The sequence below is a fragment of the Rhizobium altiplani genome (assembly GCF_001542405.1).
Taxonomy (GTDB): domain Bacteria; phylum Pseudomonadota; class Alphaproteobacteria; order Rhizobiales; family Rhizobiaceae; genus Rhizobium; species Rhizobium altiplani.
On the sequence record NZ_LNCD01000008.1, the window covers coordinates 1 to 22,037 of the forward strand.

Genomic DNA, 22,037 nt, shown 5'->3' on the forward strand with positions numbered 1-22,037 from the left:
GTGAGCGCGACGAACAGCCCACCTTTTCTTTTGTGAATGAGGCCTCGAGATAAGCTCTATCATTGATAGGAGTGGACCGGGATGGTTGGAGATCGCGCTGATGCCATGCTTGAAGTCATGGATGAAGGCATGCATGAAGCCAGGCATGAGGGAAAGTATCGGCGGATCGAGGTGATCACCGGTCGGCGGCAGCGGCGGAATTGGACTGACGAGGAGAAGGCGCGGATTCTCGCGGAGAGCGCAGAACCTGAAGTGAACATTTCGGCTGTTGCGAGGCGCTGGGGCGTCAATCGCGGCTTGCTGAATGTGTGGCGACGGGAAGCCGGACTAACCTCTCAACGGTCGGCAAAGACTAGTTTGCCGCCTGCCGTGTTCGTGCCGGTGACAGTGGTTGGGGATGGCGCACGACACGAAGGCTCGCCATCGAATGCCCCAGAGGTTCTCGCTGGCCGAATTGAGATCGAGATTGCGGGCGCACGCATGACGGTCATCGGCTCGGTAGCGCCTGAACTGGCGCAGGCGATGGTAGCGGCGTTGCGAGGGCGCCGGTGATCGGAGTTTCGCCAAATGGCGTGAAGATCATGGTTGCGACGCAACCCGTCGACTTCCGGCGCGGCATGAATGGCCTGGTAGCTTTGGTGGCGTCAGCCCTTGCGGCCGATCCCTATTGTGGCGACGTGTTCGTGTTCCGCGCCAAGCGTCTTGATCGGCTTCGCTGCATTTATTGGGACGGATCAGGCATGATCCTAGCGACGAAGTGGTTGGAGGCGGGCAAGTTCGTTTGGCCTCCGATCCGCGATGGCGCTATGCAGATGAGTGCCCAGGAGTTCTCGCTTTTGCTGGCCGGCATTGACTGGACGCGCGTCAAACGAAACGCGGTGAGGAGGCCCTCAAAAGCAGGCTGATCCTATTGGTTTTGCTTGAAGATTCAGACCCGTGTGGTAGGGTCTGTCATGCCGCTTCGACCCGATCCCTTGCCCCAGGATGCTGCGCAATTGACCCGGATCATTCTCTCGCTCGACGAAGAGAATGCCGATCTCAAGGCGCGCGTTGCCTTCCTTGAGCGCCAGCTCTTCGGGACGAAATCGGAGAAGATGACGACGATCGATCCAACGCAGGCAATGCTCGATCTTGGCGATCTAGGCGACATTCCCGTTGCTGCCAATGACGATGTCGCGCCGGTCGATGAAGACAAAACGCAGGCACGGCGATCGCCAGCCCGCAATATCGGCCGTTTGCCGAAACACCTTCCGCGTTATGACGAGCTCATCGAGCCAGCGAGCAAGACTTGCCCCTGCTGTTCGTTCGAACTTCATTGCATCGGCACTGATGTCAGCGAGGCGCTCGACATCGTGCCTGCAGTAGTCCGGGTGAAACGGACGATCCGGCCACGCTATGCATGCCGGGCTTGCGAGAGTGGCATCGTGCAAGCACCCGCACCAGCACGCATCATGGACGGCGGCATGGTGACCACGGCGTTTGCAGCCCATGTCGCCGTTTCGAAGTTTGCCTGGCATTTGCCGCTGCATCGCCAGGCGCAGATGCTGGCCTCCTGCGGCGTCATCATTGATCGCGGTACGCTCGGGGCATGGGTCACGCGGGTCGCCTGGTGGCTCGAACTTCTCTACGATGCACTCACCGCCTTCATCCGCTCGCAGCCGAGGGTGTTCTGTGACGAGACGCCACTTCCGCGCCTCGATCCGGGGCGCAAACGAACCAAGGTCTGCCAGTTATGGGCACAAGCGGTTGACGATCGGCCATGGAACGGTCCGGCGCCGCCGGCGGTGGCCTACATTTTTGCCGAAAGCCGCAGCGCTCGCGAGATCGAGGGGCAACTGTCGTCGTTCGCCGGCGTGCTTCAGGTTGATGGATATCAAGCCTATAAAACCATGGTCAAACGACGCGGCAAGAGCAACGTTGCCCCCATGCGGCTGGCCTTCTGCCTCGCTCATGCACGGCGAAAGTTCGTTGACGTCGTCAAACTGACCGGCTCTTCGGAGGCCTTGTCGATCCTTGCCAGGATTGCCGAAATCTATCGCATCGAAGCAAAACTACGAGGGGAAGATGAAGATACCCGGCTTAGCGGCAGGCGTCGTGAGGCAGCTCCCATCATGAGAGAACTGAAGGTCCATCTCACCGAACTGAGCGACGAGGTGTCGTCGAAATCGGCACTTGGCAAGGCAGTCACTTACATGCTCAACCACTGGAGCGGATTGACAGCCTTTCTAGAGGATGGCCGGATCGAGGTGGACTCCAATGTCGTCGAGCGTTCCATGAAATCCGTGGCTTTGACGAGAAAGAACTCATTATTCGTGGGCAACGAGCGGGGTGGAAAGACCTTCGCTGTCCTGGCATCGCTCGTGAACACGGCAAAGCTTAACGGCGTGGACCCCGACGTCTGGCTTGCCGATGTGCTGGAGCGCATCATCTCCGGCAAAGTGAAAGCCAACGAGATGGAGAGCCTTTTGCCTTGGGCCTGGAAGGCGGAACGCGAAGCGATGACACAGCAGGAGCGACAAGCGGCATGACACAGAACAGCCAGGAGATGACGCCGCGACCGAAGCTCGATGACGACGCATTCGAAGCCTTTATCAGGAGACGTCGTCCGCCATCGCCTATCTGGTCAATGAGCAGACTCGATGGTTATCTTACGGCCCTCATCATCGGCCCCAGGTTCATCGACCCACGGCAATGGATCCCGGAACTGACCGGCCCGGATGCCCTAAACCTGCCGATGGAAACAACCGAACATCGGGCCGTGCAGACGATCGTTGCAGAGTATAATCGGATATCTGCAAGCCTTTCCGAGAGACCGAAAGACCACCGGCCAAGGTTCACCCAGATCGATGATCAGACCCTTGATCCATTTGATTGGGACATCTGCTTTCTCATTGGAACACGACACGCGCCAAGGCTTTGGCAGCCTGTCCTTCGAGGTCATGCCGTCACTGGGGATATCATTGCGCCGATCCGCAAGCTCGGCGAGGTAAAACGGAAAGCGACCCACCAGGATGCTGCTGCCGTCGCCGAAGCACTCGTCAATATCCGAACCTATTTTATGCCGAAGCGGGCAAAGCAGAAGTTCTGACCGAGAGCCAGAAAGCCAGAAACCTATTTAGTCAAATCACGAAAGCCGTGGGCCATTCGTTGCGCTCACCGTGGACGTATCTCGATGAGGGTACAGACGCGTTTCTCGTCAGGAGCATCCCCGAGACCGCAGCTGCTTGCCGGGGATGCGTTCGATGCCGCCTCTTTGTCGTCCAACGCTTGGAGGGTCGTGGGCATTTCTCGCCGCTCCCACTCGGTAAATTTCCCATTGCAATATTAGCGTATCTTGATATTATGATCGTAATATAAAGCTCCGCACCAGTTGGAATGTGCGTTCCAACGTTGGGGCCAGGGGTTGAGGGAAATCGTCATGTAAGAGGGAACCGAATCGAGACGCCCCGAGAGAACCAGACCTGCTCACGGGCATAGGCACAACAGGTCGGCCTTCTGCAGTCACCGGAGCTTGTTCAGGTCGGTAGAACCGCCCTCCGTGAACTGCGTTCGTAAGCAAAGGAAGAGCACTATGAAAATGCTCGTCAAAATCCTCGTCGCCGCCACGGCCATTGGAATGCTGGGCACGGCCGCGTTTGCCCAAAGCGCGCGGGAAGTCCAAGGCCCGTCTGCGTACATTGCGATAGAGAACGAACCTCCTCCGAAGCTGATCGTCGATCCTCCGCTCGGCGACGCGATCAAGTTGGGTGTCTATTGGGCCCAATATCGGGTGGAGAACTTGCGCATCGTTCAAGTGTTTGGAGAGGGAGCCCTTCAAGTCTCTCCCCGCATCGGCCATCTCCACGTTATCGTGGATGACTTGCCCTGGTGGTGGGCTGACGCAAGCGACAACAACACGGTCGATATCGCCAACTTCCCTCCTGGCGAGCACAAGGTGAGGATACTGCTGGTAGACACCAATCATAACGTCTTCCCCGGGCAGGAAGTGACGCACACATTCACCGTTCCTGACAGCGTGAAGCCTCACAAGCACTGAAGCTCTTCGCGTCAGAACGGACCGAGCAGCACCACCGCTCCGGCCCCCCGCCGATCCATATCGGCGGGACAGGAGGTCTGCACGGTTTCTAGGACAAAGCATACGCAACTGGCCCCCGTGCGCCGCTCAAGGCCATCTGGGCAGACATCCATCTAATCAGCGTTTCGTGAGGATAAAATGCAACAAGACATCGCATACATTGAGTCAGCCTCAAATGGCGAATCTGATTGGCTAGCGGGACTTGGGGTTGCCGAAGCTGCTGCCGCCATTCGCGACGGGGAGACCTCCTCGGAGGCGTACACGAGCGCGCTTCTGCAGCGGGCGCGGGCGCAGGCGGATTTAAATGCCTTCATTACGATAGATGAAGAAGGCGTGCTAAATGCAGCGCGAAATGCGGATAAGGCCCGGACCGACGGTTCTACTTCGCCCCTTCTTGGGGTTCCGCTGGCGATCAAGGATAGCTATCTGACTCTAGGGCTCCGGACAACGTTGGGGGTGCGGAACCTAGAAAGCTATGTGCCAAGCAAAGACGCCGAGGTTGTTAGCGCGATCAAGGAGGCTGGCGGCATCGTCTTCGGCAAGAATAACCTCGTTGAGATGTCGTACGGCTTGACCGGAAACAACGAAGTCTATGGCCAGGTGAGGAACCCGCATGGTCGCGATCACGTGTCTGGCGGCTCCTCCAGCGGGGCTGGTTCGTCCGTCGCTGCTCGGATCGTTCCCGCGGCCTTGGGCGGTGATACGGTGGGTTCGATTCGGGTGCCGGCGGCGCTCTGTGGTGTCGTGGGCTTTAAGCCGACCACGGGGCGATGGCCACGTGACGGTGTTGCCCCCATCTCTCATACCCTCGACACAACCGGGGTACTTGCGCGGAGTGTCGACGACTGCATGCTTATTGATCAGGTTGTCACAGGGGCCGAGGCGGTAGCGCCCGCCAATTATGCTGACCTGAAGGATGTCAGGCTGGCTTTTGCACCTCGGCAATACCTCTCGCTGGTTGATCCGGAAATTGAGATACATTTCAACGAGACGGTACGGCGTCTACGGGACGCTGGAGCGGAAGTGGTCGAGGTTGACCTCGGTGAAGATTTCCTGTCGATCACCCAACGGGCGACATGGCGAATATTCTTCCACGAGACGATGAAAGCTGTCTCGGAATTCCTTCAGCGCAATGCCGTTCCAACCTCGTTTGAAGAAATCTACGCCGGACTAAAATCCGACCTGAAGGACGTTTGGGGACACGTCGTATTGCCGAGCGGGCCGGGGTTCAGTCCGAACGAATATCAAGCATCAATTTCCGTCGATCGTCCGGAAATTCAGCGGCGATATCGCGACGCCCTAGCTCGCAGCGGAACCACCGCACTTCTCTTTCCGACAACTCCCGGCACGGCTCCGCAAATCGAGCATCAAACGAAATTCTTGATTGCCGGGCGGGAGGTCAGTGACCTGATCCTTGCACAGCACACTATCCCGACGAGTTTGGCAGGCATGCCAGGCATCAGCATTCCAACGGGCGTGTCCAGCAATGGGCTTCCGTTTGGGCTCGAGATCGACGGGGAGCACGGTCGAGACAGAAGCCTTCTTCAACTGGCGCGCCGTGTCGAAAAATTTGTTGGGATGCTGGCGACGCCAGTTTGAACGCCAAGTAACCTCAGGCATTTGCCTCGATTAGCGAAACCTAACGAAAGATGGATCCACGCAATGCGTTATGAGAAAGGCCACAAAGAAAGTACCCGCAACCGGATAATTGACGTCGCCTCTCGGCGGTTTCGAAAAGACGGTGCATCCGCGACGGGCTTGGCCGGAATTATGGCCGACGCGGGCCTGACCAACGGGGCTTTCTACGCACATTTCGGCTCTAAAGAAACGCTCCTCCGCGAGACACTTGCAAATACCTTGGCTGACCAAGCAGCCCGATCGAAGCAGGATTGCGCTGAGGGCCGTGGCATTGAGGGGGCAATCCGTGGATACCTGAACAAGGACCACCTTGAACGGAGCGAAGAGGGCTGCCCCTCCGCCGCCCTGTTGCCTGAAATCGGGCGGCAACCTCAATCGACGCGGGAAGCTTACGAAAACGGTCTTCTTCCCTACATCAAGAACCTTGCTTCGCAGCTGCCGGAGCCTGGCACGCCATCCTCGATAAGACGCGCCATTGGCGTTTTCGGTGTTATGGTTGGCACCCTGCAAACCGCACGCGCTGTTTCGGATATGTCTCTGGCTGAGGACATACTAGAGGCGGGCATCGAAGCAGCGTTGGTGCTTGCAAGGAAATCGGAGCCATAACCTCCGTTTAGACGCCAGCGAAAATGGGCGGCAAATCCCCGCAACTGCCGGATTGTTGTCTCGATGAGGCGTGCCGACTAAAATCCGACTTCGGGTCTGGGGCACCGTAGGGGCAATCGCGGTGACGTCGGCCGTAGTGCAGGTTTGTAGAGTTTGATAACTCGCGTCATCCGTGAGCGCTCCCGACCTGCCGTTTATCTCGCAGCTAAACAATCTAGGAGACTCGAGATGAGTAATACCGAGGTTCGCAGCGAAAATTCACCCCGGCCCACGGGTGATCGAGGCTTCGACATGAAGCTGGAAGTTGTCGTAATCCCCGTAGCCGACGTCGATCGGGCCAAGAGCTTTTACACGAGCCTTGGCTGGCGGCTAGACGGCGACTTCACCGCTGGTAGCGACTGGCGCGTAATCCAGTTCACGCCGCCCGGCTCGGGATGCTCGGTCATCTTCGGAAAGAACGTCACTTCGGCTGCGCCCGGTTCTGCGCGGGGCCTATATCTGATCGTCTCCAACATCGGCGCGGCGCGCGAGGAACTTCTGGCTCGCGGTGTACGGATCAGCGAAGTGTTTCATGCAGGCGAAGAAAACATTGGTACCGACGAGCCGTACCTTTTCGGGAGCCGGAGAGTAAGCGGCCGCGATCCTGAGCGCCGCACCTATAGGACCTACGCTTCGTTCAATGATCCTGATGGGAACGGCTGGTTGTTACAGGAGGTCACAACCCGCTTGCCGGGTCGCATAGACACGGGCGGAGCAGCCTTCGTTTCTTCCGCCGAACTCGAGGCCGCGCTGCGGCGCGCGTCAGAGGCCCATGGTGAACACGAGAAACTGACTGGGCAACACGATGAAGGTTGGCCAAGCTGGTATGCGGAATACATGGTAAAGGAACAAACGGGAGAGCCGTTGCCTACCTAGCCATGGCCGTAGGTGCGAGGCCACTTACTCGAAAGCCTTGCCGCGGATCGGCCTTCGCTCCATCTTCGCGCGATGGACCAGCCGGATCGACATTTCTCGAAGCTGACGCCTTACACGCACAGGGTTTTTGCAGGCGACCTGGCGGAGCAGGTCGGTGCGCTTTGCTATCGAAAATCTCTCCGCGGTATCGACATACTTCTGATCACGACCCGCCAAACAAAGCGGTGGACCATTCCCAAGGGATGGCCGTGCGTCGATTTGAAAGCGTACCAGGCCGCAGAGCGGGAAGCGTGGGAAGAGGCCGGCGTCCGGGGAAAGATCAGGAAGAAGACCTTCGGTCATTACACGTATACGAAGTACTTGAAGGACAACGAGCACGTAACTTCGATCGTCGGCGTTTATCTACTCGAAGTCAGGCGGGAGCGCTTAAAGTTTCCAGAGCGCGACCAGCGAGATTTGATTTGGAGACATCCGCGAGAAGCAGCCGTCTTGGTGCAAGAGCCAGAGCTGAAGGGGTTGATCTTAAAGTTGGGTCGGAAGTGGAAAGCTAGCGCAAGACCAGTGGCCTGATACGTGCTGCCAGCAGATGAAAAACTCCAATCCGGCGTGACATTGATGGCTAAGGCCGGGAAATGGGGTTATATTTCGGGCGCGCCGTCGAGCTTTGCCCTCCAGCTCGGAACCGCCGGAAACAAATTTCGGTGTCCTTCGTGGTGCACCAGCCTCACATCGCCTTGTCAGAACGACAACGCAAAGAGCGAAGGAGGAGTGGAAAATGTCGTTACTCAGGATTTCCACAATCGTTGCATTATGTGTCGCTGCACAACTGGCGCATCCGTTTGCTGCGTCGGGTGGCGAACTTGAAGACGTCGTCACCGTTTTCGAACACGAATTACCCAATAGCCCTGGCAAAAAGCTCGTCGCTCTGGTCGTCAATTACGGACCGGGCGGCAAATCCGACGCACATACTCATGCCAAGTCGGCGTTCGTCTATGCGCGCGTCCTGTCTGGCTCTATCCGCAGCAAGGTCAACGACGAGGACGAGAAGGTCTACAAGGTGGGGGAGCAGTTCTTCGAGCTACCTGGATCGAAGCACGAGGTAAGTGAGAACGCGAGCTCGACCGAGCCTGCATCGCTTCTCGCCGTTTTCATTGTCGAGACCGGCGACGAGCCGCTGACGTCCGCTGAGAAGTGAGGCTCGGATCGCAGTCGGAAGTCTACGCCTCACGCATCACGAACCGCAACGAGAGGACAGCCCAGATGTCAGATGGCCCGCAGCGCTTCTCGGGAGAAGTATGGCGCATTCACGAATTCGGCCCGCCCGATGTGATGAGGCTGGAAGAAATTGAGGTGTCCACGCCCGAAACGGACGAGGTGATTGTGAGGGTACATGCTGCGGGCGTTGGACCGTGGGATGGGTGGATTCGTTCTGGCAACAGTGCGCTTCCCCAACCCCTTCCTCTCATTCTTGGCTCCGATATTTCCGGGGTGATCGTCGCCGTTGGACGCGGCGTCGATCACTTGCAAATCGGCGATCAGGTCTATGGTGTGACGAACAAGCGGTTCTGCGGCGGGTATGCGCAACATGCCGTCGCCAAAGCCTCCATGCTCGGCAAGAAGCCGCCATCGATCGACCACGTGGCTGCAGCGTCGCTGCCAGTTATCGCTGTTACGGCGTGGCAAGCGTTGTTCGACCAAGCCGGTCTGGTGCAAGGTCAGACGGTATTAATCCATGGGGCTGCGGGAAACGTCGGAGCCTTTGCTGTCCAGTTCGCCAAACACGCCGGACTGAACTCGATATGCACAGCTTCTTCGGAGGACATCGAGCGGGTTCGTTCATTGGGAGCAGGGCGCGTAATCGACTACAAGGCAACACGCTTCGAGGACGAGGTCCATGATGTAGATGCCGTGATGGATTTTGTAGGCGGAGAATCCCAAACGCGGTCGTTCAACGTGCTGAAACGCGGCGGAACGTTGATTTCGGCAGTGTCCAAGCCGGATCAGGCTCTCGCGGAACGACACGGTGTGACGGCGAGGTTCTTTCTGGTCGATGTTTCCACCGAGAGCCTCCGGCGCATCTCGACCCTCCTTGACGAAAACGCCCTCGAGGCAAACGTCGGCGTTAAAATTCCATTCGAGCAAGCGCGGGATGCCCATCTTATGCTTGAAGGGCAACTCCCTCGACCTAAAGGCAAAATTGTGCTCGTAGTCGATCCAACGTGAGGCGCTCTGACTTTGGTCGAAAGCTTTAAGACCAAGGCCGGGCTTGTGAACCGAACCTGACGATCGGCACCGCAAGCGTCGCCACCATCATGAAATAGGCAGTAAATGCCTGCCATGCTCCCATTGGAAGACCTACGAGCAGAAGTGTGTCATTCCCGCCAGGGATTTAGAGTGCGCCGAAACCCATAAGTAAGCCCCCGACTGTTTTTCGCAGTAAGCTCCTCCATGTCGGCCAGCTCAGGAAAAGCTATGCCGGCGGTTTCGGGCAGAAATGAAACTGCCCGTACTCATGCAGACGAAGATGAGCGAACTCGTCACCGGGATGGACAGCAGCGACCCGATCGAGGTTGTGATCGAGAAACTGGATGCACACGCAGACAAGGCGGCTGAGGTTACACCAACTGCGGTCATCGCCACTGTCAGACGTAGATAATTTGTCTCCGACTTTCGCGAGAGACCTAGTCTCAGGACAAGAAATGCCGCCAGAGCGAAGAGCAAGGTCTCCAGAGCAAGCGAGGGTGTTCCGCTACTTGGCATCGGATCGCTACGTACGCTGAAAAGGCTGTCTTGCGAGAGGATCGCAAGTATCCCGAGGAAGGTGAACCCAAACTCCAGTTCACCGTTGCCGAAATGGCCGACCGAACCAAATATGCATGCACCATTCACGTATACGCCGACGCCGAAAAGGACGGCTGCACCGATCATGTGCGCCAATGGAGCCCATCCGTCGTGCAGGTGGGTAGTTTTTCGAGAACGACGTACGCGATCGCGGCCCATATAGCGCATTCGGCCAAAGCGAGAAATCGAGCCGGCCTCCGCTTCAACACCAATTCTGTCGTGGCAATGAAGGTGAAAATCGATCCATGGTTCATCGCGAACCCGAGGATGAAGCTCAGCGCTCCAATGACTCCAAAATTCGCCAACATCTCAAAGGGTAAGTTAGTGCCGGACAATGCGCTCACGGCACCAATCCTCCATGCCGTCAATGAAGAAGGTCGCGTTGGCACAATGGCATGTGTCGCCTGTTATGAGATGACGAACACCCCGATGAGAGATGTTCGCTCTGAGGTCATATAGGGCTGCTGCGGGAGAGCATAAAGACACCTCCGATCCGGTGTTTCGAGCAGCGGAGATGCACAAGCGCCTGTCACTCGCCTACGTCGAAGAGCTTGCTCACGCTGCGAGATTCTGTGACCCGCAGCGTGTGGCAAACGAAATCAACCTCCTTCAAGAAGGTGCAACGGCCGTAGCTCAGATTACTCGGTCGGTGGAGCCTGCCCTCCAAGCGAAGCGGATGGCAACGTCGCTTATCGGGATGATGGAGCGTAGCCGGCCGTGAAGGCGCCTTACGAGAACGGGCTGCGGATATGGTGGCGTGACGCCACTGTGTCAGGATCACTCGGGCGAAACTGTTCCCTGTGGTTAAAGACAGCCCGTGGGTCCGACGAAAATCTAGAGCAGATCGATATTAATCGCCTTCGGCCCTTTTCCGGTCCGATCCGGCTCAGTGTCAAATGAGACCTTCTGCCCGTCACGCAGTGACTGAATGCCGGAGGCCTGTAGGGCTGAGATGTGCACGAAAATATCCTTGGCGCCGCCATCTGGAGTAATGAACCCAAAACCCTTGTCGCCGTTGAAGAATTTTACCGTACCCGTTGCCATGCGTTCCCCCTATAAGAATAAGCAGTTGCTACAATGCAGATTTAAGCAAACCGTGCAAGCCGGTGTGTCGGAGAGTTTGAGCCGACGCTGTCAGACGCGGAGCTGTTGGTCCTAGTCAGCCGAAGCTCAGGAGAAGCAATATTCAACGCCATCCGATTAGTTACGAATGACGCTTGGCCTCAGTAGGCTATGAAATCACCGTCTCCATATCTCGGCCAGTTGATGGAAACCTGCTTCGTGAGCTTGGTTGACAGTAGTCTGCGCATCCAAAAGTTAGCATCGAAGGTGTTCGGTAGCCGGGGCAGGGATTTGAACCCTGCGTCACAACTCGAAGGCTGGAAGCAACCCCAGGAGGCCCGCAGGAGAGGAGAGCACCGCGCTCCGATTACGCTTACGCCCGGCTAGCTCGACAACGCCAATTTTCCAGACATAAGTCTCTCCGCTGCAATTTTTATAGCGACCGATATATTGTGCGGAAAATCCGTCCTTTAATAGTTTTATAGGGACCAATATAAGAATAAATGAACCAGTCCGGAGACGTGGCAGGCCAAGAGCGCTCGATCGTGACGTCGGGTTGGGTGTCGCGTCGCAGCTCTTCTGTTCGGCCCTTTGGGAGCATGGTAACGAAGGAACCTCGATCGCCGACCTGACCCAAGCGATGGGGATCACTCCGCCCTTGCTGTACGCCGCGTTTGGCTCAAAGGAGGAACTCTATCGGCAGGCCCTCGACTACAATATCGAGCATGAAACCAAACGCCGCACCGAGGCGCTGCAAGGGCCGATGTCAGCCTATGACGCACTTGCATTCTACCTTTATGACGTCGCCGAGGGTGTCTCCAATCCCGATAAGCCGCGTGGCTGCATGGTCGCAACCGCTGTCCTCCAGCATGCCGAGGAGAACGAGGCTGTCGCCCGAGAAGTGGCAGTACGACGGGACGCTTCGATCCGCTTCATGAAGGCGCGCTTCGATCGCGCAGTCGGCGAAGGCGAGCTTCCGACGGAAACCGACACGGATATCTTGCCCACTTCTATTCGGCTGTCGTTCAAGGCATGTCCGCGCAGGCCTGTGATGGAGCATGTACCGTCACACTGAAGCGTTTGGTCGATGTGGCGTTGCGGGCTTGGCCTGGAAAGCATACGGATCGCAAGGCTAGGTGAAGACGCCTGTGACCAGGTCTTGCCGCAAAACCCGAAGGGGTAAATCTGGAGGCTTACGTCAGACAAGTGCCATCTGTTGGCGTTCGACAATGATGACCTGAATTGGACGGCCTTGGGATCCAGGCATGTGGTCCTGACCACGCGTCAACGCACCAATCCTCGCACCGTCGCGTCTTCCTAGCCTATTCACTCTTGTTCCGGGTGGGGGAGGCAAGGAAAATGCGCCTCGCATCGGTCAATTCCATCTAGAGTCTTCATTCGGGAGCACCCAACGGTCAGCCGTCGCCGCAGTTGCCAAAAGCACAGACTGGCTCCGTACTGTCTGACTACGGCCTTCCGGTCGAGCTCGATACTCCGGTCGCAGACGCCGCACGCCAGGTAATGATCGAGCCGCGATACTTCCGCAAGGTTCTCTCGTCGCAGGAATTTTCTCTCATCGTAAGATATCGTACGCATTTGAATTTCGACCGGCTACGGCATTGGATTCGTTCGCGGATCATTTTCATGCCACCGCTGGAAAAGCCGAGTTGCCCATGGTGACCGCGAATAGCCCTATTGACTAGCCTGCCTTACCGGAACAAATGTAGAACATAATCGCTTCCAAAGCGAGATGGAACCTATGAATTGACGAAGGCTACAGATGGCGCATGCGAGCGCAAACCCCGTTATTTCCGAGCTTCGCGAGCGTATTTCTCATCTTGATGGCGGCCTATCGCGACGGAAATGCGCCCTGCCATTTGGTGTGCCGGAGATCGATAGCCATCTGCCTGGTGGGGGGCTGGCATTGGGAGCGATCCACGAGTTCGCGGGCGGTGGTGCGGGGGCAGTGGATGGGGCAGCCGCAGCCCTTTTTGCAGCCGGGGTCGCCGCTCGCACGAAAGGGAAGGTGATTTGGTGCCTTACCCGACCGGACCTCTTCTTTCCTGCCCTTGCGCAGGTCGGCCTTCACCCGAACCGGGTAATATTCGTCGAGGCGGACCGGGAGGAGGATGTTCTCGCGTCGATGGAGGAAGCCCTTTCCTACGGTGCGCTAGGAGCAGTCGTTGCTGAATTGGTTCGACTGCCGATGACGGCATCCCGACGGCTGCAACTGGCGGCGGAAAAGTCCGGCACACTGGGATTGATTATTCGGCGGTGGCGCCGACAGACCGAGGCAACGGACTTCGGTCAGCCAACGGCCTCGGCCACGCGATGGAGGGTAAGCGTTATGCCATCGGAAGAGCTTCCTGTTCCTGGTGTGGGAAGGGCTCGCTGGATGCTGGAGTTAATGAGAGTGAAAGCTGGCGAGTGTGCCGAGTTCGAAGTCGAAGCTTGTGATTTGTCCGGTCGCATTGCGATCCCAACGTCGGCTGGAACCTGGAGTACCGGAGGAAATCGATCCGCCCATGCCAGTTGAGTACGGTTGCCAGGATCACTCATCCTTGCTGGTACACGCCGCATGACGCGCATGTTCGCGGAGCAGTGACCTACCGGGGTGACCTCAACAAATCCTGTCCGATGAAACCTAAGACAAAGGAAATGTCATGTCTGCGATGAAGCAAGTGCGCGAGGAACTTAGTCCCGTCGACCAAGCTATAGAGTGGCACGATGGCGATCTGCGTGCCACGATTGCCACACTGATCGACGACTGCCGCTTCCTTAGAGACCAGCTCGATACCGCTCGGAAGTGCATGAGCAGCGGTCTAACGCGGGGTTGGAAGCCAAGGTCTGAGCGATGATCAACTGTCGGAACTGAGCGCAAAAAAGTGGCAGAGCCATGTTGAGCAAGGACCTGTCAGTTGGTGCGCCCGGGAGGTACGGAAATCCAACGCGAGATTGAGGCACCATGTCTCGCTGGGGAACGACACAACGCTCTTTTATTAGGGATAACTGACGTAAGGAATTGAGCCATCCCTCAAAAGCCACATCGGAGCGGACCCAGGGAAGTGTTTGACAAATGGAAGCTGCTGTCCTTTGCGGGCACGATAAACTCCCACGCGACGCTTTTGTTCCGCTGGACTTATATATTTTGACTCCTCTAGACAAACGAATCACTTGGCATTTTAGTGGGTAGAGATATGTCAAGGAGTTTCGCCATGGCCGTCGACCTTCCCGTGTTTATTAAGCCTCTGCAGGTCGAAATCGATGGCATGGGACGATATCGAAAAGCGGAGACCGTCGACCAACTGGCGGCCATGCTGCTCAGCGGCAAATGGCATCATCGCGGCGGCGAGAAATTTCACAGTGCGCTGATGCGATCGGTGGAGGCCTTGGAATTCTATATCGATGCCGATACAGCCAGGGCCGCGTTCGTCGATGCTGCCCACGAGGCAGGCATGCACGTCCTTCCCGATGACGCCGCCGAGATGAAAAAGGCTAGCTAATGGTGAAGGCTCCTCGTGCACGGCCGTTGCTGGCCGACGACCAGCCGATCCGTTCCCATGCACGAGAGCCGCGTGACCCCAAGCAGCCTCAGCTGCCATTCGACCCAATGCCCGACCGGATCGAGCCGTGCCTGGCGCTTTTGAAGCCCCGCCCGCCGGTCGGCGACGAATGGTTCTATGAAGTAAAATGGGATGGGTATCGGATCGCGGTCCATCTCAACAAGGGGAACGTTCGCATCCTGACGCGCGGCGGACACGACTGGACGCATCGCTTCCCACACATCGACCAGGCGGCCAAGGCACTGGGTGTTGGGACTGCCATCATCGACGGGGAGGCGGTAGTCCTCGATCCCGAAGGTCGCCCTCACTTCGGAATGTTGCAGAACTCGCTCGGGGGACGAGGAGGCAAGCTTCCGTCCGGCCAGGCGCTGATGATGGCTTTTGATCTGCTTTATTTCGACGGTCACGATATTCGCAGCTTGGAACTGACGGCGCGACGCTACTTTCTGGAGTCACTCTTGCGAAACGAGGATGGCGCTATCCGCCTGTCCGATACCATTGATGGTGATGGCCGAGAGATTTTTGCCGCTGCGTGCCGGCATGGGCTCGAAGGGATAATCGCCAAGCACAAGGACAGCAGTTATCGATCAGGTCGTCTTGGCGATTGGGTCAAGATCAAATGCGTCCAGAGCGACAGCTTTATCGTCGTCGGATACGAGCCATCGCCTGTGGCGCGGGGAGGGATCGGCAGTCTGCTGCTGGCTGCTCGAAAGGGGGACGCGTGGGTTTATGTTGGCAACGTTGGCACGGGTTTCAATGAAAGTAGCGCGGCCGCGCTTCGGAAACTGCTGGACCGCATCGTCAGAAGGCGGCCGCCAGTCGTGTACGACGGCGGCCGGAAGGACATTGTCTGGGTGCAGCCGACCCTCATCGCCGAAATTGAGTATCGAGCATGGACGCATGATGGAAAGCTTCGCCACGCCTCCTACAAGGGGCTGCGCGAGCACCAGGACAATGCGGCAGTACTCGAAGTCAGCGGTGGCTAGCGGGCGCTTCGAAGGGGCGCAGTCGAGCCGGGTGCAAACAATCGTGCGCTGTAGCCAACGGTAGTCGAGAAGGGTCTTATTGACTTTTCACAAGTGCTCACGACGGCGCTGCTACCAACTACGCGCTACACTCCGATGCAGGTCAATCCTCTGGCAGTACCCGGTCAGACATGGAACAAGCCTTGGCGGAACGGGGTTAATCCTTCGATAGGACAGTTCGGAGAAGACACAATGTCGTTCAATGTACTTATCGTCGAAGCCCAACCGCTCGTGGCGCTCAACCTGCAGGACACGATAGAGGAACTCGGACACCGTCCTGTTGGAATCGCGGGCAATATGTACCAGGCGCTCATGCTCTCCGCAGACGCGGACATGGCACTCGTGGATGTGAATTTGGAGGATGGCCCCACTGGGCCGATTGTCGGGCGGACCTTGGCGGAAGCCGACGTGACAGTGCTTTTCATGACCGGCGATCCGGATGCACTCCGAGGCGGAGTGCCAGGTACACTGGGAGTGATCCAGAAGCCGATTTTGGATTTGGAACTGGTGGAAGCGATCCAGTACATTGCTGATCGCCGAGCTGGTCAAACCGAAATTCCGCCGCCGAAGAGCTTGATCGAGTTCAATCCAGTTGAACATCCGACCGCTGAAGATAATCAGGCGTCTACAAATCGGCCTGGGCCGGGATGGTGACCCTCATGGTGACCGCGCGTCGTTCCTCGACATTCCACTCTTGAGCTCCCGCTATAGAGCTTTAAGGCTGGCCGAGCCATTGAGGTCGTTGACGAATGTTGCACTCGCCTCGTTCATTCCCAGGACATGGGCGACGATGGAGTGCGCTTTGAACCGCTCGATGACTTTGTCGAGAGCTGCGATAGCAGTGACGTCCCAGAAGTGAGCCTTTGACACGTCAATCAGAACGACCATGCCGGCTGCTTCTTCAATGTCGAATGCGTCTACGAAGATATCGGCTGAGGCGAAGAATACCTGGCCCGATACATGATATGTCAAACGACCCAGAGCTTCGTCCTTCTCGGCTTCGATGCGAAGCAAACGAGCCACCTTGAACGTGAAGAACACACCGCTGAGAAGGACGCCCACCGTTACGCCCATAGCCAGGTTCGAACTAAGAACGGTAACGAGAACCGTCGCCACCATGACAACGCTCGACAATTTTGGGTGGACGACCAGCGTTTTCACCGACGCCCAGTCAAACGTGTCAACGGAAACCATCACCATGATCGCCACCAGTGCGGCAACAGGTACCTGAGAAACCCATGGCTTGAGAAGGACCATCAGGACAAGGAGCAGTGCGCCTGCAAATAAGGTGGATAGTCGACCCCTTCCACCATACTTCACGTTGCTGACGGTTTGACCGATCATTCCGCAACCGGCGATTCCGCCGAAGAGACTTGCTGCAGTGTTGGCGATACCTAGCCCTGTACACTCCCTGTTCTTCGAACTTGGAGAGCCAGTGAGATCGTCAACGACACTGGCCGTCATCATAGATTCCAGTAGACCTACCATGGCGATCGCAACCGCAGGCCCGACGATTATCTTGAGCGTATCAATTTTGATGGGAACATCGGGCCAGGCGAAGATCGGAAGCGCGTCTGGAAGTTTGCCGAGGTCAGCAATCGTCGTAACTGGAAGCTTCAATGTGACAGAAGCGATCGTCAGGACAAGGATGCAGATCAGTGGGGAGGGCACCGCAGTGGTGACCCTCGGGACCAGGTAGATGACGGCAAGTCCACCAGCGAGCATGCCATAAGCAAGCCAATCTCCCCCAATGATATGCGGAAGCTGAGCTGCAAAAATCAGGATCGCCAAGGCGTTTACGAAGCCTGTTCGGACCGACTTCGACACGAAACGCATAAGGACGCCCAGTCGCAGAAGGCCGAATGCTATCTGGAAGATGCCAGCAAGCAAACCTGCGGCGAAGAGGTAACTGAGCCCGTGCGCATGAACGAGGGGTGCGGCAACGAGAGCAACCGACCCTGCCGCGGCGGAAATCATCGCGGGGCGACCGCCGGTGAAAGCGATAACGATCCCGATCACGAAAGACGCGAACAGGCCGACTTGGGGATCGACACCGGCGACAAAAGAGAAGGCGATAACCTCGGGGATCAGTGCGAAGGTAGCGACAGCTCCGGCAAGCATTTCGCGTATGGGATTGGCCGACCAATCCCGACGGATGGAGGAAAGTTGCATTTGATGAATTTCTCGCAAAGCATGGCGAACGCTCGAAAGGCAATCGCTGGGATAGGCATGCAGGTTTTGCGTTGTCTGGCGGGTCGGCGGCCAGAAGAGCCACCCGGAATTTCACCGGGTCCGTGGTGAGTGGGTTTCCTTATGCTCATAATCCTGCTGCGGCGCAACATGAAACCTTACCCGCAGCGTAAAGCCTCTTGTCGACATTTTGGAGTTTCGGGCGGTGATCACAATGGCGCGAAGCAGTGAGAAGCTGTCCCGATAATCGCATCACAGCTTGGATCGGCGCTTCAGCGAGTAAACCCTGGTACTCCCACCTTCACTCGACGTCCGGTCGCGTCCGTCCTTGCATGAAAGCGATCCGCATGCTAAAAACACTGAACTATATGGTTCAGTTTTCGCCAGCTCGTCTTGATGCCTGCTTTGCCGCACTCTCGGACTCCACCCGACGCGGCGTTATAGAGCATCTCGGAACTGCGGATGCGTCGATCACCGAGCTTGCAGAAAAGTTCCACATGACCCTAACGGGTATGAAGAAGCACGTCGGCGTCTTGGAGAAGGCGGGGCTTGTTACAACGGAGAAGGTCGGCCGCGTGCGGACCTGCAAACTCGGCCCGCGCGGGCTAGAGGAAGGGGCGGCCTGGATTGAGGCGCGCCGCCATATCTGGAACGCACGCTTCGACGCGCTGGACGAAGTCGTCGAAGCCCTGACACGCAAGGAGAAAGTCGATGGGCGACAGAGCCAGTGATGGACACACGGCGGTGGATCGGAGATGCGAGCGCGAGCTTATCGTGACGCGCGTGTTCAACGCCCCGATTCGCCTTGTGTTCGACGCGTGGACCAAGCCTGAGTTGTTCAAGCTGTGGTGGGCACCGAGGTCGATCGGCGTGCCCATTCTTTCCTGCGAGATGGACGTTCGCACCGGGGGAAGCTATCGCATCACGTTCGGACGCGACGCCTCGGATGCCATGGCCTTCTTTGGCAAGTATCTCGAAGTCTCGCCACCGTCACGCCTCGTCTGGACCAATGACGAAAGCGACGCCGCTGCCGTCACAACCGTGACCTTCGAGGAAAAGGACGGCGGAACTCTGCTGGTTCTGCAAGAACTCTATCCTTCTAAGGAGGCGCTCGAGGACGCTTTCGTCGGCATGGAAGACGCGATGCCCGAGCAGTTCGTGCAGTTGGAAGAACTCCTTATCTCTCTCGGCGCGAGCGGGTGACTGTCGGGCTCCAGAAGCGGAATCGGCTTTGTTGAAAAGGCTGCCGAATCCTCGCTTTCTTTCATTAATTCTCGGAATGAACATCACATCCGAACGGAGCGGAGGTCCAGAACCTCGCGTCGAGACGCAATGGAAAATTCAGATTTGAAGCTGTGACTTCCCAACTAATGTGCGGCCCGGCAACGATCATCTGCGAGCCCATAGAGCGTTTTCGGCTTGAGGTCCCCGCAGCCGCATTACCCAACGTGCTGGTCGCATTCGCAAAAAGGGGAGCATCGACCGAGGAAACGCGGATAGAAGGTGGTGTCGCCCGATTGCGAGGCGTGGCTCGATCCGCTCAGGTCCAGGCTCTATGCGCCCTGCCTGGACTATCCGGCGGTGCCGGAGAGCGCGTTCGATCATCACAGCCTCATTGCGGTCCCGCCTCGCCCTGAAGCGGCGACAGGTGTAATGGCCAATTCCTAAAGCGTGCTTCGATTGGAAAAGACGGAGCGAAAAAGGGAGGCCTTTCGACCTCCCTTTCCGTATTTCGTCAGCTGATCCCTGACTAGTAGTACTCGCCGCTTATCGGCAGGCCCCACCAGGCGCTCGCTCAGACCTGTGCAGCTACGTGCCACACCTGATATTTAGAGACCGTAAGGCGTAAGTACGGTCTCGGTATCGCTACCTATGCCTGTTAGATGGCTGTTCTGGCCGATTTTGTCAAGAGTTAGATGCCGCTTAGGAAGCAGATCGCTCCCGAAATCTCGGCTCCCGCTCCCTGGGAAATTACGTCAGCAGCGGTTGAAATGGAAGTGCCAGATGACATGATATCATCCACAAGCAATATCGACGTGTTTTGCAAGTTGGGCGCGTCCTCGTCCAATTGCCACATGTTGAAACAATGACGAATTCGCGTATCGACCTCCTTCAGTGAAACCTTTTGCCAGGGTTTCAAGCGCTTCCAGTCATAGAGCTGATTTTTGTATTCCTTCGAGAGCTTCGAATTGAGGTTCGCGGGGAACACTCCATCATAAATCGCCAACATCTCTCCGGCTGTTCGTTTTTTCAGAAACGAGGAGTCCAGCTTATCGACGCCGCTAACGTCGCACACGAGATCGCAAAATTCGTTCGCGAACGGGTACGACGACGGAAGCGCCATAATGTAATCAGCTTCCAAGCCAGTTACGAACCCTTCCAGAACCTGTCTTGCCCGGTTAAGGCACTGATTGCGATAAAGCGGAACGATTTTGTATCCGTTCATCCCCTTCAGCGCATATGCCAGCGGATTCCCGTCGCGATCCGGGTCGCCTGTGTGGTTTCTCCGAAACACGTAGTGAATTAAAAGATTACCGACCATCTCGGTGGTGGGATTGCGATCAAGTGACGTATCGACACGTTTCTCGTGAGTTAGGTCAAGCGTAACGTACTTTGTTGCTGAAATGTTAATGCCCAATAAATGCCCCACCGGTTCCCTTGGCCTACATATAGTTGTCAGTTAATACCTATGCAACCGAGGTTTCGGATTGGGATGTTTTCTCCCCGCCAGCACCGTGTGGCTTCCTCGGAACTCATACCGAGAACTACGACTACGGTTCATACATTGGCGACAACAATGAAATGGGGCTGAGGGCAAAAACCGGTTACCGCGCCGCGTCAAAGTTCCTTCGGGCGAACAATTTCCCACTAATCAATTGGGTTGGAAGAACCGTTGGTCGGTACCCTCAAAAGCTCCCGAGAGCGACGGCGCGAACTTTACCCTCAAAATTTGAAAATAACTGAATTTATTAGTTTTTTTGGATTTCCATTCCGGAACTTGTGAAGTTTTTCCGGATGGATGTGAAGCTCGATAGATGACAATCTCTCCAAATCGTCCTCGATCAAGATGTGCAAATGCCTGATCAGCCTCTTCGAGGCGATACCTCCTGTCGATCAGCGGCTTCAACCCGATCGAGTCAACCGCCTCGACGAAATCCTCCAGCGCCCCCCGATGGCCGACGGAAGTACCCCGGACCACCGTCGCTTTGAGTGGCAGAGCAGACACCGGCCCGGAAATCTTGAAGCCGCCGCCGACACCGATCAGTGAAACCTGGCCACCTAGGGTCACGCGCTGATGGACTTTCAGCGCGATCCTGTCCGTCGACGGGGCTTCACTTTCCATGCCGCAGGGTCGGACGGGCGGCAGATATCTGTTGCCGATGACGTCGCAAAAAGAACGGGCGGTAGGAGGCAAACGCTACAGTTCAAGCGCTATGAAGGTTGGCTTCAGTATTGCGACCGTGGAGCCATTTTTGAGGGCAAAGCAGGAGGCTGTCGACAGCTAGAGCCTTTCATGTTTTGACGGAAGCGTAGCCGGCATTTGAGAAGTAGTTGGCGCATTCCTCTGGCTTTATGGTGTCGGCGAGTAAGCCCAGGTGGCGCCACGTTTCCTCGATGGTTCGCTTTTGAGCCTGGCGCATCCAGTGCTTGATCTTGGCGAAGGCTTGCTCGATCGGATTAAGGTCGGGGGAATATTTCGGCAGGAACCATAGCCTGGCGCCGACGGCCCTGATGGCATCGCGGATGGCCTTGGCTTTGTGAGAGCCGAGATTATCGAGGATGACGATGTCGCCAGGTTTGAGGGTCGGGATCAACTGCTGGCGGACATAGGCGTGGAAGCATTCGCCATTAATGGGACCGTCGAAGACGCAGGGCGCAGTGAGCTTGTCGCAGCGGAGGGCGCCGAGGAAGGTCAGGGTGCGCCAGCGGCCATGCGGGGCAAAGCCGCGCAATCTTTTGCCCCTCGGCCCCCACCCGCGTAACGGCGCCATGTTGGTGCGGATCCAGGTCTCGTCGATGAAGACGAGCCGCTTCGGATCGAAGCGGTCTTGCCAGGCTTTCCAGCGGGCTCTGCGCCGGGCAATGTCGACGCGGCCCTGCTCAAGGGCGAACAGCGTTTTT

Annotated in this window: 23 protein-coding genes, 2 pseudogenes and 1 other annotated feature; of the genes and pseudogenes, 20 read left to right on the forward strand and 5 right to left on the reverse strand. The window is 57.1% G+C overall.

Translation table 11 applies throughout. The features are described 5' to 3' along the window. The first annotated feature begins 81 nt into the window (after nt 1-81). The 13 genes from tnpA (at nt 82) to AS026_RS40940 (ending at nt 10,534) form a co-directional block, all read left to right on the forward strand. A complete protein-coding gene (tnpA, locus tag AS026_RS01855; RefSeq protein ID WP_062368489.1) occupies nt 82-552 on the forward strand; it encodes an IS66-like element accessory protein TnpA in 471 nt (156 codons plus the stop codon). Further along, entirely contained in the window at nt 549-905 is a 357-nt protein-coding gene (gene tnpB, locus AS026_RS01860) for an IS66 family insertion sequence element accessory protein TnpB (protein WP_028749713.1), read from the forward strand. Before tnpA ends, tnpB begins: the two co-directional genes overlap by 4 nt. A 48-nt stretch (nt 906-953) precedes the next feature. Beyond that, complete coding sequence (gene tnpC, locus AS026_RS01865; RefSeq protein WP_028749712.1) at nt 954-2,528, forward strand: IS66 family transposase; 1,575 nt, start codon at nt 954-956, stop codon at nt 2,526-2,528. After that, entirely contained in the window at nt 2,525-3,088 is a 564-nt protein-coding gene (locus AS026_RS01870; protein ID WP_062368490.1) for a UPF0149 family protein, read from the forward strand. The genes tnpC and AS026_RS01870 overlap by 4 nt, the downstream gene beginning before the upstream one ends. A 483-nt stretch (nt 3,089-3,571) precedes the next feature. After that, nucleotides 3,572-4,036, forward strand: a complete 465-nt coding sequence (locus tag AS026_RS01875) for a DUF6130 family protein (RefSeq protein ID WP_062368491.1) — start codon at nt 3,572-3,574, stop codon at nt 4,034-4,036. Nucleotides 4,037-4,213: 177 nt separating this feature from the next. Continuing rightward, nucleotides 4,214-5,674, forward strand: coding sequence for an amidase family protein (locus AS026_RS01880; RefSeq protein WP_062368492.1), 1,461 nt, complete (start codon nt 4,214-4,216; stop codon nt 5,672-5,674). Nucleotides 5,675-5,737: 63 nt separating this feature from the next. Further along, nucleotides 5,738-6,319, forward strand: coding sequence for a TetR/AcrR family transcriptional regulator (locus AS026_RS01885; RefSeq protein WP_062368493.1), 582 nt, complete (start codon nt 5,738-5,740; stop codon nt 6,317-6,319). A gap of 228 nt (nt 6,320-6,547) precedes the next feature. Further along, a complete protein-coding gene (locus AS026_RS01890; protein ID WP_062368494.1) occupies nt 6,548-7,234 on the forward strand; it encodes a VOC family protein in 687 nt (228 codons plus the stop codon). Nucleotides 7,235-7,306: 72 nt separating this feature from the next. Next, nucleotides 7,307-7,804 (forward strand): NUDIX hydrolase, encoded by a 498-nt coding sequence (locus tag AS026_RS01895; protein ID WP_062368507.1) that lies wholly within the window; start codon nt 7,307-7,309, stop codon nt 7,802-7,804. Nucleotides 7,805-8,009: 205 nt separating this feature from the next. Then, nucleotides 8,010-8,429 carry a cupin domain-containing protein gene (locus tag AS026_RS01900; RefSeq protein ID WP_062368495.1) on the forward strand — a complete coding sequence of 140 codons (420 nt, stop codon included), beginning with the start codon at nt 8,010-8,012 and terminating at the stop codon, nt 8,427-8,429. A 65-nt stretch (nt 8,430-8,494) separates the two neighbouring features. Further along, nucleotides 8,495-9,457, forward strand: a complete 963-nt coding sequence (locus tag AS026_RS01905; RefSeq protein WP_062368508.1) for an NADP-dependent oxidoreductase — start codon at nt 8,495-8,497, stop codon at nt 9,455-9,457. A gap of 271 nt (nt 9,458-9,728) precedes the next feature. After that, on the forward strand, nt 9,729-9,890 hold the full coding sequence (locus AS026_RS41915) for a hypothetical protein (RefSeq protein WP_160330084.1): 162 nt from the start codon (nt 9,729-9,731) through the stop codon (nt 9,888-9,890). A gap of 134 nt (nt 9,891-10,024) precedes the next feature. After that, nucleotides 10,025-10,534 (forward strand): hypothetical protein, encoded by a 510-nt coding sequence (locus AS026_RS40940; protein ID WP_062368496.1) that lies wholly within the window; start codon nt 10,025-10,027, stop codon nt 10,532-10,534. A 375-nt stretch (nt 10,535-10,909) separates the two neighbouring features. Here AS026_RS40940 and AS026_RS01920 read toward each other — a convergent pair whose 3' ends face one another. After that, nucleotides 10,910-11,119, reverse strand: coding sequence for a cold-shock protein (locus AS026_RS01920; protein WP_062368497.1), 210 nt, complete (start codon nt 11,117-11,119; stop codon nt 10,910-10,912). A gap of 517 nt (nt 11,120-11,636) precedes the next feature. Between AS026_RS01920 and AS026_RS01925 the strand changes: the two are divergent. The 5 genes and pseudogenes from AS026_RS01925 to AS026_RS01955 all read left to right on the forward strand — a co-directional run bounded on the left by AS026_RS01925 (nt 11,637) and on the right by AS026_RS01955 (nt 16,379). Then, nucleotides 11,637-12,277 (forward strand): annotated as a pseudogene (locus tag AS026_RS01925) (TetR/AcrR family transcriptional regulator). Nucleotides 12,278-12,917: 640 nt separating this feature from the next. After that, complete coding sequence (locus AS026_RS01935; RefSeq protein ID WP_062368499.1) at nt 12,918-13,673, forward strand: ImuA family protein; 756 nt, start codon at nt 12,918-12,920, stop codon at nt 13,671-13,673. Nucleotides 13,674-14,352: 679 nt separating this feature from the next. After that, complete coding sequence (locus AS026_RS01945; protein WP_082728409.1) at nt 14,353-14,640, forward strand: DUF982 domain-containing protein; 288 nt, start codon at nt 14,353-14,355, stop codon at nt 14,638-14,640. After that, nucleotides 14,640-15,686 carry a non-homologous end-joining DNA ligase gene (gene ligD / locus AS026_RS01950; protein ID WP_062368501.1) on the forward strand — a complete coding sequence of 349 codons (1,047 nt, stop codon included), beginning with the start codon at nt 14,640-14,642 and terminating at the stop codon, nt 15,684-15,686. Before AS026_RS01945 ends, ligD begins: the two co-directional genes overlap by 1 nt. A gap of 231 nt (nt 15,687-15,917) precedes the next feature. Further along, entirely contained in the window at nt 15,918-16,379 is a 462-nt protein-coding gene (locus tag AS026_RS01955) for a response regulator (protein WP_062368502.1), read from the forward strand. A gap of 51 nt (nt 16,380-16,430) precedes the next feature. Here AS026_RS01955 and AS026_RS01960 read toward each other — a convergent pair whose 3' ends face one another. Continuing rightward, on the reverse strand, nt 16,431-17,897 hold the full coding sequence (locus tag AS026_RS01960; protein ID WP_062368503.1) for a SulP family inorganic anion transporter: 1,467 nt from the start codon (nt 17,895-17,897) through the stop codon (nt 16,431-16,433). A gap of 69 nt (nt 17,898-17,966) precedes the next feature. Beyond that, nucleotides 17,967-18,022: a sequence feature (sul1 is cis-regulatory element that is thought to sense ions involved in sulfur or methionine metabolism; They are found in Alphaproteobacteria), on the reverse strand. Nucleotides 18,023-18,283: 261 nt separating this feature from the next. Between AS026_RS01960 and AS026_RS01965 the strand changes: the two genes are divergently transcribed. Together AS026_RS01965 and AS026_RS01970 are read left to right on the forward strand one after the other, a co-directional pair. After that, nucleotides 18,284-18,646, forward strand: a complete 363-nt coding sequence (locus AS026_RS01965; RefSeq protein ID WP_062368510.1) for an ArsR/SmtB family transcription factor — start codon at nt 18,284-18,286, stop codon at nt 18,644-18,646. After that, on the forward strand, nt 18,627-19,118 hold the full coding sequence (locus AS026_RS01970; protein ID WP_062368504.1) for an SRPBCC family protein: 492 nt from the start codon (nt 18,627-18,629) through the stop codon (nt 19,116-19,118). Before AS026_RS01965 ends, AS026_RS01970 begins: the two co-directional genes overlap by 20 nt. Before the next feature lie 709 nt (nt 19,119-19,827). Here AS026_RS01970 and AS026_RS01975 read toward each other — a convergent pair. The 3 genes and pseudogenes from AS026_RS01975 to AS026_RS01985 all read right to left on the reverse strand — a co-directional run. Next, complete coding sequence (locus tag AS026_RS01975; protein ID WP_062368505.1) at nt 19,828-20,553, reverse strand: hypothetical protein; 726 nt, start codon at nt 20,551-20,553, stop codon at nt 19,828-19,830. 234 nt (nt 20,554-20,787) lie between these two features. Beyond that, nucleotides 20,788-21,258 (reverse strand): MDR/zinc-dependent alcohol dehydrogenase-like family protein, encoded by a 471-nt coding sequence (locus tag AS026_RS01980; RefSeq protein WP_062368506.1) that lies wholly within the window; start codon nt 21,256-21,258, stop codon nt 20,788-20,790. Between the two features lie 169 nt (nt 21,259-21,427). After that, nucleotides 21,428-22,037: pseudogene (locus AS026_RS01985) on the reverse strand (IS630-like element ISRel6 family transposase); the annotation flags it as partial.